Annotated in this window: 14 protein-coding genes; 12 read left to right on the top strand and 2 right to left on the bottom strand. The window is 73.8% G+C overall.

From position 1 onward, the window contains the following. The first annotated feature begins 45 nt into the window (after nt 1–45). Nucleotides 46–1,386 (top strand): aldehyde dehydrogenase family protein, encoded by a 1,341-nt coding sequence (locus tag ACIA77_RS48850; protein ID WP_395893064.1) that lies wholly within the window; start codon nt 46–48, stop codon nt 1,384–1,386. Here ACIA77_RS48850 and ACIA77_RS48845 read toward each other — a convergent pair. Then, on the bottom strand, nt 1,379–2,935 hold the full coding sequence (locus tag ACIA77_RS48845; protein ID WP_395893063.1) for a CotH kinase family protein: 1,557 nt from the start codon (nt 2,933–2,935) through the stop codon (nt 1,379–1,381). The two genes, ACIA77_RS48850 and ACIA77_RS48845, sit on opposite strands and share 8 nt — an antisense overlap. A 62-nt stretch (nt 2,936–2,997) precedes the next feature. Continuing rightward, on the bottom strand, nt 2,998–3,606 hold the full coding sequence (locus ACIA77_RS48840) for a TetR/AcrR family transcriptional regulator C-terminal domain-containing protein (protein ID WP_395893062.1): 609 nt from the start codon (nt 3,604–3,606) through the stop codon (nt 2,998–3,000). Nucleotides 3,607–3,671: 65 nt separating this feature from the next. On the opposite strand from ACIA77_RS48840, the gene ACIA77_RS48835 reads away from it, so the two are divergent. From ACIA77_RS48835 to ACIA77_RS48785, 11 genes are all read left to right on the top strand, one after another. Continuing rightward, nucleotides 3,672–5,108, top strand: coding sequence for an FAD-dependent monooxygenase (locus tag ACIA77_RS48835; RefSeq protein ID WP_395893061.1), 1,437 nt, complete (start codon nt 3,672–3,674; stop codon nt 5,106–5,108). Nucleotides 5,109–5,235: 127 nt separating this feature from the next. Further along, entirely contained in the window at nt 5,236–6,498 is a 1,263-nt protein-coding gene (locus ACIA77_RS48830; RefSeq protein ID WP_395893060.1) for a hypothetical protein, read from the top strand. Between the two features lie 79 nt (nt 6,499–6,577). After that, complete coding sequence (locus tag ACIA77_RS48825; RefSeq protein ID WP_395893059.1) at nt 6,578–7,102, top strand: DUF1269 domain-containing protein; 525 nt, start codon at nt 6,578–6,580, stop codon at nt 7,100–7,102. An 876-nt stretch (nt 7,103–7,978) separates the two neighbouring features. After that, entirely contained in the window at nt 7,979–9,256 is a 1,278-nt protein-coding gene (locus tag ACIA77_RS48820) for a chloride channel protein (RefSeq protein WP_395893058.1), read from the top strand. Between the two features lie 102 nt (nt 9,257–9,358). Continuing rightward, entirely contained in the window at nt 9,359–10,360 is a 1,002-nt protein-coding gene (locus ACIA77_RS48815) for an Acg family FMN-binding oxidoreductase (protein ID WP_395893057.1), read from the top strand. Further along, nucleotides 10,357–11,277 (top strand): universal stress protein, encoded by a 921-nt coding sequence (locus ACIA77_RS48810; RefSeq protein WP_395893056.1) that lies wholly within the window; start codon nt 10,357–10,359, stop codon nt 11,275–11,277. Before ACIA77_RS48815 ends, ACIA77_RS48810 begins: the two co-directional genes overlap by 4 nt. Nucleotides 11,278–11,346: 69 nt before the next feature. Then, nucleotides 11,347–12,186, top strand: a complete 840-nt coding sequence (locus tag ACIA77_RS48805) for a universal stress protein (protein ID WP_395893055.1) — start codon at nt 11,347–11,349, stop codon at nt 12,184–12,186. Between the two features lie 19 nt (nt 12,187–12,205). Beyond that, complete coding sequence (locus ACIA77_RS48800; protein ID WP_395893054.1) at nt 12,206–13,141, top strand: CHAD domain-containing protein; 936 nt, start codon at nt 12,206–12,208, stop codon at nt 13,139–13,141. A gap of 128 nt (nt 13,142–13,269) precedes the next feature. Next, nucleotides 13,270–13,884, top strand: coding sequence for an HPP family protein (locus ACIA77_RS48795; RefSeq protein WP_395893053.1), 615 nt, complete (start codon nt 13,270–13,272; stop codon nt 13,882–13,884). Between the two features lie 222 nt (nt 13,885–14,106). Further along, nucleotides 14,107–15,807 carry a GAF domain-containing protein gene (locus tag ACIA77_RS48790; RefSeq protein WP_395893052.1) on the top strand — a complete coding sequence of 567 codons (1,701 nt, stop codon included), beginning with the start codon at nt 14,107–14,109 and terminating at the stop codon, nt 15,805–15,807. A 116-nt stretch (nt 15,808–15,923) separates the two neighbouring features. Next, nucleotides 15,924–16,237 (top strand): response regulator transcription factor (locus ACIA77_RS48785; protein ID WP_395893051.1); only part of this gene is annotated, 314 nt, incomplete at its 3' end.

Genomic DNA, 16,237 nt, shown 5'->3' with positions numbered 1-16,237 from the left:
TCACTGGTTTCACTGGTGCTGAACGGAATGTGAACGGAGCGAGCGGTGCCCACTGACGTGCAGCTGTTCGCCGACGGCTACCACCGTCGCGGCGGGGCGGGGCAGCTGCGGGTCACCGATCCCGGTACGGGCCGGCGGCTCGGGGTCGTCGAGCTGGCGAGCGAGGCGGACGTGCGGTACGCGCTGAGCGTCGCGCACCGCGCGTTTCCCGGCTGGAGCGCCACCCCGCCCGCCGAACGCGGCGCGGTGCTCAAGCGGGCGGCGGACACCCTGCTCGCCCTCGCCGGGCGGGCCGCCTCGGCGCTGGTGGCCGAACTCGGCCGGACCCGCGCCGAGGCCCGGCGTGAGATCACCCGGGCGATCGAGGAGCTCCGGCACACGGGCGAGCAGGCCGTGCAGCTGCCGGCCGGGGCGAGGAGTTTTCCCGCTCCGCTCGGGGTCGTCGCGGTGGTGACCCCGTGGTACTCCCCGGTGGTGCCGGCCGCCCGGCACCTCGCCGCGGCCGTGGCGGCCGGCTGCCCGGTGGTGCTGAACGCCGCGGTGAACGCGCCGAGCGCCGCGGCTCTGGTCGTGCAGGCGCTGGCCGAAGCGGGTGTGCCCGACGGCGTCGTGAACCTGGTGTTCGGCGACGCTCCGGCGGTGTCGGAGCAGCTGCTGCGTTCGCCGGTGGTCCACGCCGTCGCGGTCAGCGGTCCGGCAACCGCGGCCCGATCCCTGGCGGAACCGGCCGCACGCCGGCTGATCCGGTGCGTGGTCGACCTCGACGGCCACACGCCGGTTCTCGCCGGCGAGGACGCCGATCCCGCCGCCGTCGTGGCCGTCACCGGCTCGGCCGCGTTCGCCTGCGCCGGGCAGTCGGGCGCGGCGCCGTCCCGTTACCTGGTGCCCCGCGACCTCCACGACGCCTTCGCGGACGCGTTGAGCACCTTCGCGCGTTCGCTTCAGCTGGGTTCGGCCCGTGATCCGGCGACGACACTCGGCCCGGTCGCCGGCCCGGCGCGCCTGGACACCCTGGTGCGGTCGACCGGTGAGCTCGTGGCCCGCGGCGCCCGCCTCGCCACCGGCGGCGCTCGCGCCGACGGCAAGGGCTTCTTCTTCCAGCCGACGGTCCTCGCCGGCGTCGACCCGGCGGCGGAGGTGCCCTTCGGCCCGCTCGTCACCGTCACGCCCTACGACGGCTTCGACGAAGCGCTCTCCCTCGTCGAGGCCGGCGGCTGGGTGCCGGCGGTCGCGCTGTTCACGGACTCGGGGGCGCGGCGCGAGCGGGCCGTGGCGATGCTGCCGGCCGGCAGCATCGGGATCAACCGGCTGCCCGCCGAACCGCCGACCACCGCACGGGAGCGGATCCTCGAGTTCACGCGGCCACGCCGGGTCGTGATCACGTGAAGTACAGCTTCGACGGCGCCGGATCCTGGTACACGCGCGGCTTCCCGTCCTGCGTCGGATCGGCGCCGAACGTCGAGCCCTGGCCGGTGCGGACGCTGGTGAGGGTGAAGTAGCCGCTGAAGCTGGAGTCGCCGCCGACCGGGTCGAGGGTGGTGACGGTGAACTCGTCAGCGTGGTCGGAGTTGTTGGCGGCACACGTGTACAGCAGCTGGTGGCCTTGCGGCGACGTCGTCGCGCTCGCGTGGAGGGACCGGCCGGTCGCCTTGCCGGTGAGCGACGTGCCGGCGCCGAGGGTGCCGAAGGACCACAGGTCCGAGTCCTCGACGCCGCCCGGGCGGGGGCGGTGGACGACCTCGAAGTTCGGCGGGGCGCCAGGGGCCGCGGGGATCGGTTCGGTGCTCGCGTGGAGGCATTCGTTGGTCGCGTCCTCCCGGACGTACGCGCCGCCGGGGCCGGGCAGGCCCGCGCAGAGGTAGCCGGCGGACGTGGCCAGCCGCAGCTGTTTGCGGACGGTGATGAGCTGCGCCGGCACGTCGGGCACCCCGAGGCTCGTCAGCACGGTGCCCATCCGCTCGAGCAGCGGCGTCAGCACTTCCTGCTGGGTCTTGCGGCCGAAGACGGTGTCGCGGTAGGTGCGGATCTGGTCCATCAGCTGCGCGCGGCGGCCGGCGCCGTCGCGGACCAGCTTGGCCAGCAGGCCGCTGGTCCGGACCGTGAAGTGCCGCGCGGGTTGCAGGGTCTGGTCGACGCCCCACGGGATGAGCTTGAACTTCACTTCGCCCACGCCGGGGGAAGCGACGGCGTCGACGTCGTCGTAGGCGTAGGTGTTGTTCGTGTTGCCCGAGTAGCCGTCCCAGTGCTTGAGGAAGAACTCCATCGCGTAGAGCTTGACGAACTGGTCGAGGTCGAACACCTCCGCCGCCCCGGCGAGCCCGTGGGCGGCGATGTGGTCGACGGCGAGGCGCAGGTCGGCTTTGTCGTCGAACTTCGACAGGTCTTCCACGCCGATGAAGTCGAACCGCCCGTCGACGAAGTCGTCTTTGTGCTCGAGTTCGTACAGATTCCCCTTCAGGTGCCCGAAATTGCGCTCGATGTACCGCGGCATCACGGGCTCGGCGTTCACGAAGACACCCGGCGCGACAGCGCCGGTGCCCTGGCCGATCAGCGTGCCGTTCACGCGGACGAGGGCGAAATTGCACCGGGAATGCGGTAACCCGGCGAGTTCCAGCAGCTTGTAGTCCAGTGGCCGGCGCACGAACGCGGAATCCTGGACGGAGTTGTTGAGCGTGAGGTACCGGGATCCGATGAGGTTCGCGATCAGCGGTTTGTTGGCGTCGCGGAACTTCCCGAAGGCGATGTGCAGGCACGGTTTGTCGTTGCTGAACGAACCGCAGAACGACTTCTTCTTGATCCCCACGTCGGCGAACGAAGTCCGCGCGGGGAACCGCGTCCCGGAGATCTCGACCGACGTCGCCTTCCGCCACGTGAAGCGGCTGCCGCCGGTCCAGTGTACGGCCGCACGTGCGCGGTCCCGCGACGGAAAATCCAACGGTGCCAACGATCTTCGTGGCCGGGTGACGGGGTGCCGGGTGGCCCGGTGAGGTGGTGTCGTCAGGCCGGGCGGGTCGCGTCCAGACCTGCGAGCATGATGCCGAGCGCGTAGCGGAAGTCGTCGGTCACCGTGGCGCCGGCGGCGTGGCGTTCCGCGAGACCGCGCGCCAGCAACGGGAACGGGATCGCCGGGTCCGGGGCTTCGGCGCGGTCGGGCCACGCCTGGTCTTCGACCGCCCGGCCGAGGACGAAGTGGACGAAGACCCCCGCGGCCCGGGTGGCGTCGGCGAGCGGGAACCCGGCGTGGTGCAGAACACCGACGGTCCGCTCGGCGAACTCGCCGAGTGCGCGCGCCACCCGCAGGTCCGCGCCGAGCGCGATCCGCGGCCCGTCGCGGTGGCCGAGCAGCGCGGAGTGCAACGCGAGCCCGGCGGCCTCCAGCCACTTCAGCCACGGCGTGCCCTCGGGCGGGAGGCCGGTGACGACCGGCGCGACCACGGCGTCGGCCAAGTGGTCGAGCAGTGTGCGCTTGCTGCTGAAGTGCCAGTACAGCGCCGGTGCCTTGACCCCGAGTTCGGTGGCGAGGCGCCGGAGGGTGAGCTTGTCGAGACCATCGGCCTCGACCAGGGCCAGCGCGGTGCGGACCGCGTCGCGCACGTCGATCGGCATCGGCGGCTCCTTGACGATTTAACTTGTTAAGGGCAGCCTAGCACTTAACAAGTTAAGGAGGAGCTATGGATGCCGAAGTGATCGTCGTCGGAGCGGGACCGGTGGGGCTGCTGCTGGCCGCTGAACTCCGGCTCGGGGGCGTGCGGCCGCTCGTGCTGGAGCGGCTGGCCGAACCCGCGAGTGACCCGAAGGCGCGGGGGATCGGTGCGCTGGCCACCGAGGCGTTGTGGCGGCGCGGGCTCGGTCCGCGCCTCGAGGAGGTGCATCCGGAGGGCGCGCGGGATCTGGCTCGCGACCACGGCACCACGCTCGGCCACTTCGCGGACATCCACAAGCTCCGGCCGGACGCGCGGCGGCCCGGCACGCAGATCTGGCAGCCGGATCTGGAGCGCGTACTCGCCGAGCACGCCGGGAAGCTGGGTGTCGAGATCCTGCGGGAGCACGAGATCGTCGCGCTGGAGTCCGATGAGGACGGAGCGGCGGTCGTCGCGAAGACGCCGCGAGGTGAGCGGCGGCTGACCGCGTCGTACGTGGTGGGCTGCGACGGCGGCCGCAGCACCGTCCGCACGCTCGCGGGGTTCGACTTCCCGGGAACTCCGCCCGTGCTGCGCACGATCGCCGGCCGGGCGCGGTTCGCCGGTGACGTGCCGGAGGCGGGGCGGTACGAGACGGGTACGTTCCTGCGTGGTGGCAGCCTCGCCGGGGTCACCGAGCCGGCCGGGGCCCGGGGAACGGACGGGACCGTTTCCTCCGCGGAACTCGCCGAGGCGATCCGCCGGGTCACCGGCGCCGGTGTGGTCGTCGAGGACCTCCGGGACACCCGGCGCTTCACCGATCAGGCCCGGCAGGTGAGCACCTACCGCCTCGGCCGGGTGCTGCTGGCGGGGGACGCGGCCCACGTGCATTCGCCCAGCGGCGGGCAAGGACTGAACCTGGGGCTGCTGGACGCGGTGAACCTCGGCTGGAAGCTCGCCGCCGTCGTCCTCCGTGCCGCGCCCGAGGCGTTGCTCGACACGTTCACCCGCGAACGCCACCCGGCCGGCGAAGCGGTGCTGCGCAACACCCGCGCCCAATCCGCGTTGCTGGCGCCGGGGCCGCACGTCGACGCGCTGCGCGAGGTCGTCGGCGAGCTGATGGACCTGCCGGAGGTGAACCGCTACTTCACGACCCTGCTGTCCGGTGTGGACCTGCGGTACGAGTTTCCCTACCCCGCCGCGGGTCCGGTGGGGCAGCACTGCCCCGACTTCGCACTCGTCGGCGACGACGGCGCGCGGTCGCGGCTGCACGAGCACCTGCACGCGGGACGCGGTCTCCTCGTGCTCACCCCGTCGACCCTGCGGTTCGCGGCGCGAGCGCGGGGACGAGTCGAGGTCCGGTGCGTGACGAACACCGCTCCGCTATTGCTGCGGCCCGACGGAGTCGTCGCCTGGGCCGACGGCGACGAGGCGGCCCTCGAGGTCGCGCTGGCCGCGTGGTTCTTCGAGCCGGGGCGGGCCGCGTGAGGCGGTGCCCGCAGCCGGCGCCCTGGTGGTGATTCACGGTATTCCCGTTGCGGGCAAACAACTCTGTACCGCCCGCGTCGCCGCTTCTAGGATGGATGCCGGGGTCCTGGCAGCCGAGGAGGAGCCCATGGCAGCGGTCGACGATCTCGTGGAGCTGGTCCAGCGCGCGGCGGCGGCCGAGAAGAACGCCATGGCCGCGAAGTGGAAGGACGAGGACGACGTGCGGCGCCTGATCGGCAAGGCGCGCACGGCCGCCGAGGAGCAGCGGCGGGAGATGAGCCAGGACGTCGATCCGGCGCGGCTTTCGCCGGAATGGGTGCGGCTGCGGCAAGACCACCTCGACGCCGGACCCGGCGGCGACAGCGCTGACGCCGTGACGCACCACGACGCGGCGCAAGCGGAGCGCGACGCGGTGGCGGCCGTCGCGATCGCGAAGCTGGCGCTGACCGACGCGGCGCAGGCCGTGCTGCAGGGGCGGCTCGCGCGGATCCGGGCCGGCGAAGACGAGCCGGGCGCGTCGGCCGCCGACGGGCACGTGCCGCTGCACGGCACCAACGCCGTCAGCCGGCACGGCCCGGCGCTGGCGCACGGGCTGGCCGGCGAGATCCGGTACGTGCTGACCCGCAAGCCGCGCAAGTCGGTCAAGGCGCTGGGGGTCGCGTTCGGCCTGGGCCTGCTCTACCTCGGGTACCTGCGGTTGTTCCGGTGGGACCAGGACCAGAAGTGGCTGCCGTACCTGGGGTTGTGGACGATCTCGTACGTGATGGGCGGCGCCGTCTGCGTCAACGCGATGAGCTTCGACGCCATGCGCGTGCGGGCGGCGCTGGACACCGGGTCGCGCTTGTGGCACGTGCTGGTGATCAAGAACCTGGCGCTGCTGTGCATCGTCGCGCCGATCGGGTTCGCGCTGTCCGCTCTGCTGGCGTGGCGCGCCGGGGAGTTCGGTGCGTTCGTGCGGGCGTGCACGCTGGTGGTGTGCTTCATCCTGCTGTGGCTCGGGGTGGGCAACGTGCTGTCGATCGCGCTGCCGAACCGCGACGAACCCCTGTTGAAACGGCGGAAGACGGGCACGCTCAAGCAGTTCCTGATCGCGCTGGCCGTGGCGACGGTGGTCGGGTACCTCGTCAACTTCATGTTGGTGTGGCGGGTGATCGCCGCGCGCACGCTGACGCAGCGGTTGGGCGAAGTCTGGTTGCCGGGGATCGCGATCGTGCTGAGCTGCGTGGCGATGTGGGTGCTGCTGACGGTGTTCGCGATCGCGCTCGCGCAGCAGCCGTCCGTGCGGCGGCGGCTGCAGCGGGAGACCGCCGACTACACCGCGAACGCGGAAGCCGAGGCGTACGCCGCCGAAGAACGTGAGGCGAAACCGGTGGCGCCGTCGCCTTCGTGACTCCACCCGACGCGGGTGAGGCGCCGGGCCACCGGGCCACCGCATGCTCGCGGCCGAGACCCTCGGGAGGAGAACGGCCATGGCATCGCACAAGGACGCGCCCGTCGACCTGTACATCGCCGCCTACTCGGACCCCGACGCGGCCCGTGGTGACTGGGGCGCGCTGAAGCAGCTCGCCCACGAAGACGTGATCAAGGTCGACGGCCTGATCCTCGTCAGCCGCCGCGGCGACGGCAAGATCCACGTCGACGACGACTTCCACACCGCGCGCAAGGGCGCCAAGTGGGGTGCCGTCGGCGGCGCGGTCGTCGGCCTGATCTTCCCGCCTTCACTGCTGGCCGGCGCACTGGTCGGGGCCGGCGTCGGCGGCGGGATCGGCGGCCTCAAGGCGCATTCGGACAAGAAGGCGATCAAGGCCGAGGTCGAGGACACGTTGCCGCCGGACAGCTCGGGCATCGTCGCGCTGTTCGAGGAACGCTGGGCCACCGACGTCGACAACGCCCTGCCCCACGCCGAGACCGTCACCAAGGAGAAGGTCGACGGCGACAGCGCCGAGCAGGTCAAATCCGCGGCCACGCCACCCGCGACCACGGGCAACGCGTAACGACCGTCCACAGGGGAGTCGCCCCACCCGGTTCACCTCGGACGGGCGATGTCCGCCGCCGAGCCGGCGCGCACCGTGGCGGCACGCCCGCACGGCGCCCACCCGGCGAGGAGGCCCGACCCCATGACGGACCCCACGACGCCCGCACCCGACGGCCCCCCGCCCACCTCGCACGACCCCGCCGCGCCCACCCCGGCGGGCGGCACCCCGGACCGGCGCGGCGACCCGGCCGCGCCGGACTACGCCGCGCCCAACGTAAACGCCGGGCCGCCTTCTGGGGCGCCGGCGCCCCACGGCGCCGCTTCGGGCCCTGGCGGCGAGCCGACGGTGCCGGATCCCGCTGCCCACACACCGGGCGGCGCTCCCGGCCGCCGACAGGGCCCGACCGCGCCGGCCGGTGGTCCCGCTCAGGCTGAGTCCGCGGGGCCGGATGCTCGTGGGTCCGCCGGCGCGGGCGGCACCGGCAGCCGCTCGGGCGGGCCGGAGCCCACTGCATCCGCTGCGGCCGGTGGTGCCGCTCAGGGGGAGTCTGCGGGGTCGGATGCTGGTGGGTCCGCCGGCGTGGGCAGCGCCGGGAAGCGCTCGGGTGGGCCGGAGCCCGCGGCGTCTGAACCGCCGGGCGGGGCCGCTCAGGGGGAGTCTGCGGGGTCGGATGCTGGTGGGTCCGCCGGCGCGGGCGGCACCGGCAGCCGCTCGGGCGGGAAGGAGCGGACTGGATCCGCTGCGGCCGGTGGTGCCGCTCAGGGGGAGTCTGCGGGGCCGGATGCTGGTGGGTCCGCCGGCGGGGGCAGCGCCGGGAACCGCTCGGACGGGCCGGAGCCCACGGCGTCCGCACCGGCCGGCGGTGCCGCGAAGGGTGCGGCCGCCACCGATGTCATGGCAAGGCTGCGCTCGCCGGCCTACGTGCGGCTGCTGGTGCTCGCCGCGGTGATCGGGGTGCCGATTTCGGCGGCGGCGTACTTCTTCCTGCAGCTCATCGACGCGGTGCAGCGGTGGGTGTACACGGACTTGCCGCACGCGTTCGGGTTCGCTGCGCCGCCGTTGTGGTGGCCGGTGCCGTTGCTCGCGATCAGCGGGGTGCTCGTCGGGGCGGCTGTGCGGTACTTGCCGGGCGGGGGCGGGCACCCGCCGACGAAGGGGTTCACGCCGGGACAGCAGCCGATGCCCTCGGAGCTGCCCGGCGTGTTGTTCGCGGCGCTGGCCACCCTGGGGCTGGGCGCCGTCCTCGGACCCGAGGCGCCGTTGATCGCATTGGGAGCCGGGCTGGGGGTGTGCGCGGTGCGGCTCGCGCGGCCGGACGCGCCGCAGCAGGCGTTGGCCGTGGTGGCGGCGACGGGGAGTTTCGCGGCGATCAGCACGCTGCTCGGCTCGCCGATCCTCGGGGCGTTCCTGCTGATGGAGGCGTCCGGGATCGGCGGTGCCGCGATGGGCCTGGTGCTGCTGCCGGGGCTGCTGGCCGCGGGGATCGGGACGTTGCTGTTCATCGGACTGGACTCGCTGACCGGGCTCGGGCCGGCGTCGCTCGCGCTGCCGCAGCTGCCGCCGTTCGCGCACCCCGACGTCGTGCAGTTCGGATGGGCGCTGGTCATCGGCGGGGCCGCGGCGCTGGTGGGCACGGGGGTGCGGCGGCTCGCGCTGCTGCTGAAGCCGCACGTCGATCGGCGCATCATGCTGGTGACGCCGGTCGCGGGGCTCGCCGTCGCCGGGCTCGCGGTCGCGTACACCGCCACCGGCGGCAAGCTGTCCGACGTGCTCTTCTCCGGTCAGGCCGCGCTGCCCGCGCTGCTGGCGAACAGCGCGCAGTACACCGTGCCCGGGCTGGTGCTGCTCGTCGCGTGCAAGGCGCTGGCGTACGGGGTGTCGCTGTCCGCGTTCCGCGGTGGCCCGATCTTCCCGTCGATGTTCCTCGGCGCGGCCGGCGGCATCGCGCTGTCACACCTGCCCGGACTGCCGCTCGTCGCCGGAGTGGCGATGGGCATCGGCGCGATGTGCGTGGTGCTGCTGCGGCTGCCGCTGACCTCCGTCCTGCTCGCCACGCTGCTGCTCTCGTCCGACGGCCTCGCCGTGATGCCGCTGGTGATCGTCGCGGTCGTCGTGGCGCACGTGCTGGCGGCCGCCCTCGCCCCGCGCGAACCCGCGCAGCAGGCCGGGTGAGGACGTAGGTCCCTGCGCGCGGTGCCTTGTGACCGGCGCGCCACCACCCCCGCTGACGGTTCCCTGAACGGGTTCGGTCGGAGGAGGCGGAGGGGAGCAACAGTGACGAGCGAGGCGGAACTCGGGCCCGGGAGCTGGACCGGTGCCGAAGCCGAGGTGCTGGGCCGCGCGGTGCAGCGGGCGCCGTCGGTGCACAACACCCAGCCCTGGGTCGTGGAGCCGGTCGACGGCGCCGTGCTGCTCCGGGAACGTAGGGACGTCGCGTTGCCGCACCACGACCCCCGCCGCCGCGACCTCGCGATGTCGTGCGGCGCGGCCCTGGCGAACCTCGAGCTGGCCGTCCGGATCCTCGGCCGCCGCGCGGACGCGACGATCCTGCCCGATCCCGGCCGCCCGGACGTCGTCGCGCGCATCGACGCGACGGTCCCGGCCTCGCCGTCGGAAGAAGACCTCCGGAGGTACGCCGCGATCACGGCCCGCCGCAGCCACCGGATGCAGTTCACCGGGCTCCCGGCGGGGCGGCAGCAGGTCGCTCGCGTGGCGCGGGCCGCGGTGGCGACGGGCGCCGCGGCCGTGCTGCTGCCCGACGCCGGCGAGCTGGCCCGGCTGTTCGACCACGCCGCCCGCGCGATCCGCGACGACGGCGCGTACCAGCGCGAACTCGCCCTGTGGACGATCCGCGACGAACCGAGCCACCGGCACGGCTCCGGGCTCGGGCGCACCGTGGTGCCCGACGGTGAACTGCCGTGGGCCGGCCTGGTCCGCCGCGGCACCGCAGTGCCCGAGCCGCGGGTGCTGCGGTCGCGGCTCAAGCACGAGACGTTCCTGCTGTTCCTCACCACCGACGACGCCCGCGCCGACCACGTCCACGCGGGCCACGCCCTGGAGCGGTGCTGGCTCGAAGCGGTCTCCCTGAAGCTGTCCGCAGCCGTGCTCACGCAGCCGCTGCACGTGCCGGAGGTGCGTTCGGCGCTGATCGAGGACCGCGGCCTCGCCGGGTTCCCGCAGGCGCTGATGCGGCTGGGCCGCACCTCGCGGACCGCACCGCCGAGCGTGCGCCGCGGGCTGGGCGAGGTGCTGGTCGGGCGGCGGAGCCATACGTGAGCACCGCCCTCGACCCGGTTGTCGTCGGGGTCGACGGCAGCAGGCCGGCGGCGGTGGCCGCGCGCTGGGCCGCCCGGGAGGCGGCTCTGTGGGGGACTTCGCTGACCGTCCTCACCGTGAGCGCGGTCGACGAAGGCCCGTCCGCCGGCGGCGGGACGGAGTGGCGGGCCGCCAAGGAAGCCCTCGCACAGGACGTCGCGCGGACGACGCGCGACGAGCTGACGGCGCTCGAACCCGGCGTGCCGATCACCACCGACACGAGCCCGGCCGGCGTCGAAACCGCGCTGCGCCAGGCGTCGCGCCACGCGCTGCTGCTGGTGGTCGGCCCGCCGACCGGCACCCTGTCGGGCCTGCTGGCGGGCTCGCCCGACGCGGACCTCATCGCCCGCGCCGACTGCCCGGTCGTCATCGTGCGCGGCAGTGGCGCGACGCGAACGGACGGCGCGGTGGTGGTCGGCGTGGACGGCAGCCCGATGAGCGACGCCGCGATCGCGTGGGCGTTCGAAGAGGCCTCGCGGCGGGAAGCGCGGCTGGTCGCGCTGCACGCGTGGCACGACAGCTACAGCGGCCGGCCGTTCGGGGAGAACCCGGCGACGCCGCTGATCGAGGTCGGTGAGGCGGAACAGCGCGTGCTGGCCCAGCGGCTGGCCGCGTGGCGCGACCGCTTCCCGCACGTGGAAACCGAGGTGGTCGTGGAGCGCGACCAGCCGCGCGACCGGCTGATCGACCGCAGTGCCGAAGCGGCCGTCGTGGTCATGGGCAGCCGGGGGCGCGGCGGGTTCACCGGCATGGTCCTCGGTTCGACGACACACGCGCTGCTGCACCACGCCGACTGCCCGGTGCTGGTCGTCGGCAGCCCGCGGACTCCGCGGGGGGTCCGCGCTTTCGTCCCACCGGGAAGGGACTTCGGCCCCTGACCGGACACGCGGCCGATGGGTGACCGTGAGGTGTGCCGCCGGGGCCCGGCGGCGGGAAGGAGGCGGCTCGTGACAGGGACCGCAGCCCGGGCCGGGGTGGTGGCGGGCGTCGACGAATCGGAAGCCGCGCTGGTCGCCGTCCGGTGGGCGGCGGAGGAGGCCACGCGCCGCGGGTGCGTGCTGCAGCTGTTCCACGCCGGGCTGTTCGACACCGCCGGTCTCACCGGGCCGGAGCGATCGCGGGAAGCGCCCCGGCTGCTGGAGCGTGCGCACCGCTGGATCCGCCGGGCCGCGCAGGTCGCCGAGGAAGCGTCACCGGGCGTGCGCACGGAGTACCTGGTGCGGCTCGGACTCGCCTCGGACCTGCTCGTGGAGCTGTCGGCGGACGCCGACCTGATCGTGCTGGGCTCGCACGGGCTCGGCGGCCTGCACGGCGCCGCGATCGGTTCGGTCGCGCTCCGCGTCGCCGCGGGCGCGCACTGCCCGGTGGTGGTCGTGCGGGGCCGCGCGAAACCGGACGGCCCGGTGCTCACCGGCGTCGACCGGGACGACAGCGCGCTGGAGTTCGCCTTCGAAGCGGCTCTCGACCGGGGCGTGTCCGTGGTCGCCGTGCACGCGTGGCACGAGGGACTCCTGGACGCGCCGGAGATCGTCGAAGCCGAGGCGCAGTGCGAAGAGGAAGAGCTGCACCGGCGCGTCGAAGCCTTGTCCGGGAAGTACCCCGAAGTCGCGGCGCGCAGCTGCGCGGTTCGCGACCGGTCGCCCGCGCGGGCGCTGCTGGGGTTCGACGATGCGCAGCTCGTCGTGATCGGCAGCCACGGACGCGGACCGGTCACGGGTGCGCTGTTCGGCTCGACCGGGAACCGGCTGCTCGCGGAGTCGGCGTGCCCGGTCGCGGTCGTGCACTGAGCGAGCGGGGAAGATGACCATGACCGCCTTGAGTTCCGTGACGCCGCTGCGTCCGCTCGTGCGCTACGACGTCACCTACTACGACACCGCGGGCCTGCGCCTGCGCCACCGCGGCCTGGTGCTGAGCCGCACCGGCGCCGAGTGGCGGCTGGACCGCGGCGACGGCCACGGCTGCCGGATGGCCGCGTCGGCGACGGACCACGTGCCCGTCGAACTGCGCCGGCTCGTGCGCGCCTACAGCCGGGACCTGGAGCTCGCCGTGGTGCCCGGACCCGGCACCCGCCGGCCGGACGCGGAGTTCCGCGCCCACGACACGGCTCGCGACGTGGTGCTCGGCTACGTCGCGGCCCAGGCCGAGGCCCTCGCCCGCGCCGACCTCGCCACGCGCCTCGAAGAGCCCGACGGCGTGCCGCACCTGCGCGGTGCGGCCCGGCGGATCCGGGCGACGCTGCGGACGTTCGCGCCCGTGCTGGGCGGGCGCCGGCTCGTGCGCGGGCTGGGCGGCTCGGTGCGCTGGTTCGAGGCCGGGATCGGGTCGGAGGCCACCCCGGAAATCCTGGATTCGCTGCGCTACCTCCAGCTGCTCAACGCGCTGGAACTGCTCGACGTCGTCCTGCGCGAGCAGCCGCGCGCCGAACTGCCCAAGGCGGCGCGCCGGCCGGCCGGCGCGGTGCTGCCGGGTCTGGTGTGGACAGTCGTGGCGGAAACCGGCAAGCGGTGGGACGCCGCGACCGGCGAACCCGGTTCCGTGGCCGCCGTCCGCAAGAGCGTCCGGCGCCTTCGCTACGCGCTCGAAGCGGCGGAAGCGGTGCTGCCCTTCACCCCGGACCGGCTTCTGGCGCAATGCCGGGAGCTGCAGGACCTGCTGGGGGAGAACAGCGACCCGGCCGCGCGGGAGCGCCGCGCGGCGGCGTGGGCTGCGGTGCGCGACGGCGTCGAAGCGCTGGGCCGCTGACGGACGTCGGCTGCTGAAAGCCGTCTGCGCCGGTGACGTTGGTCCCTCGCGCCGGTGACTCCGGACCGGGGTGCCGGACCCCTCGCGTTGCCTATTTTCGACTACAGCACGAGGAAAGGGAGAACCCGATGCGCGCACGCGACCTGATGTCGGCGCCCGTGGTCACCGTCCACCCGTGGGCACCGGCGAAAGAGGTGGCCGAAGTGCTGGCCGAACACGGCTTCACGGCTCTGCCGGTGGTCGACGACGACGAACGCCTCGTCGGCATCGTCACCGAGGCCGACCTGATCCGCGGGCGGTTCGCCGCCGACACGCGCACGGCGCCCGGGCGCCCCGGACCGCGGCCGCCGGTGGACACCTCGGTCGAGCAGGTGATGACCGCGCCGGTCACCGCGATGGCGCCGGGGACGGACGTCGCGGACCTGTGCCAGGCGCTGGTCGACGCGAAGATCCGGGCGATGCCGATCGTCGACGGCAGCCGCGTGGTCGGGATCGTCACCCGCGGCGACGTCGTGCGCGTGCTGGCCCGTTCCGACGCCGCGATCGCCGCGGATGTGCGGCACCGCCTCGAGATCTACGGTGGCACGGGCCGTTGGAAGGTCGAGGTCCACGATGGGCTCGTGCGGATCGTCGACCGCTACGACGACGAGTCCGACCGCCACGTCGCCACGCTGCTCGCGCTCGCCGTGCCCGGGGTCGTCGGTGCGGACACGGTTCCGGTCGGCGTGCGGCCGGAGTCCTGACGCCACACCGCACGGGACGCGGTTTTCACACCCGGGATTTCCGGTGGGAGATAAACGATCTCGCTCGTCCACGGTGTACCGGAGCGCGAATTTTCCCAGGGTTGAGGCGAATTCTCCTGTGGACCGTCGACGACCGGGGTTGACGGTTTTCGCCGGACGTGGCCAAACTGGATCGCTGCGCGGTTTTCGTCCGACGCGGGCTGCCGACCACCGGGAGCCGGGGTGAGCGAGCACGACGAATCCGAGCCGGGCCGGTTGACCTTTCCCGACCAGCCACGGCTGGAGCTGGACCAGTTGCTGGCCCAGCTGGTCGAACGCGCCCAGGAAGTGATCGGCACGGAGGGCCGGTTGCGTGGCCTGCTGCGCGCCACCCAGGTCATCACCAGCGACCTCGCGCTTCCGGCACTGCTGCGCCGGATCGTCGACGCCGCCCGCGAGCTGATCGGCGCGCGGTACGCGGCGCTGGGCGTGATCGGTTCCGACGGGCGGCTCATGGAGTTCGTGCACGACGGCATGCCGCCGGACGTCGTGGCGCGGGTCGGGCACCTGCCCGAGGGCAAAGGCCTGCTCGGCGCCCTCATCGAGGACCCGCGGACGATCCGGCTGACCCGGCTCCAGGACGACCCCCGCTCGATCGGCTTCCCGGCCGGGCACCCGCAGATGGAGAGCTTCCTCGGCGTGCCGATCCGCGTGCGCGGCGCCGTGTTCGGGAACCTCTACTTCACCGATCGCGATCGTGGCCGGTTCACCGCCGAGGACGAGCAGCTCGCGCTGGCACTGGCGGCCGCCGCCGGCAGCGCGATCGACAACGCCCGGCTGTACGAGACGGCGCGCAGCCAGCAGGCCTGGCTGCGCGCGTCGGCCGCGGTCGCCCGCGAGCTCCTCGCGCCCGATTCGGACAGCCCGCTCGACCTCGTCGCGAACCACACCCGGGAACTCGCCGCGGCGGATCTCGTCACGATCATCCGGCCGTTCGGCGAGGACGGCGTCCTGCGGGTCGATCGCGCGGTCGGGCTCGAAGCGGACGTGCTGGTCGGCGCGGTCGTCCCCGCCGACACCACGATCGCCGGGGCGGTGTTCGCGAGCGGGAAACCGATGGCGGGGTCGTGGCCGGAGGAACGGCAGCGGCTGGCCACCGAACCCATCGTCGAGCTGGATCTCGGCGCCGTGCTCGCGGTTCCGCTGACGGGCGCGGGCCGCGTGTCGGGGGTCCTGGCGGCAGCGCGGCGCAGCGGCCGCCCGGCGTTCACCGAGGACGACCTCGAGATGGCCGCGGCGTTCGCGGACCAGGCCGCCGTGGCGATCGAGCTGGCGCAGGCCCGCGCCGAGCAGCAGCGCAACGCCCTGCACGACGAGCGCGACCGGATCGCCGCCGAGCTGCACGGCGAGATCGTGCAACGCCTGTACGCCGCGGCGCTGTCCCTGCAGACGACCGCCGGGCTGGCCCGGACGCCCACGGTCGCGACGCGGCTCCGCCGCTCGATCGCCGACCTCGACGACATCATCCACCACGTGCAGGACACGGTCTTCCGGCTCGACGAGCCGGCCTCGACCGAGCAGACACCCCTGCGCGACGAGGTGCTGCGGGTCCTGGCCGACGCGACGCCGCTGCTCGGCTTCGCCGTGGCCACCCGCTTCTCCGGGAAGCTCGACGCGTACCCCGCCGACGCCGTGGTCCCGTTCCTCGAGGAAGCGCTGCGGGTGATCGCCGGGCACGCGTCGGCCACCGCGGTGGTGGTGGAGATCCGCGCCGATCCGGCCCGGCTCGTGGCGGTCGTGCGGTGCGACGGACCGGCCGAGCTGACGCGGGAGTCCGCGAACGAGCTGGCTGCCTTGGCCGAGCAGGCACGCGGGCGCGGCGGCACCCTGGCCGTGGAGCGGGTGGCCGAGCAGACCCGCCTGAGCTGGTCGGTGCCGGGCTGAACCGGGACCAACCGCGGCGTCCGCGGGGACTTCGGACATCGCTGCCGGGCCACTGCGCGTCGTAGGCTCGGGGTGCCGCACGGCGCACCGCTGTGCGCGAGGTGCGAGGAGGACCGATGTTGCGGGTTTTCCTGGTGGACGACCACGAAGTGGTGCGGCGCGGCGTCGCCGAGCTGCTGGAGGACGAAGACCTGACCGTCGTCGGGCAGGCCGGCAGCGTTTCGCAGGCGTTGGCCCGGATTCCCGCGCTGCGCCCGGACGTCGCGGTCCTCGACGTCCGCCTGCCCGACGGCAACGGTGTCGAGCTCGCCCGCGAACTGCTGTCGAAGCTGCCGGAGCTCAAGTGCCTGATGCTCACGTCCTACACCGACGAACAGGCGATGCTCGACGCCGTGCTCGCCGGTGCCAGCGGCTACGTCATCAAGGACAT

It is taken from the genome of Amycolatopsis sp. NPDC051903, from assembly GCF_044452505.1.
GTDB lineage: Bacteria > Actinomycetota > Actinomycetes > Mycobacteriales > Pseudonocardiaceae > Amycolatopsis.
This window is presented reverse-complemented; position numbering and strand designations above follow the sequence as displayed.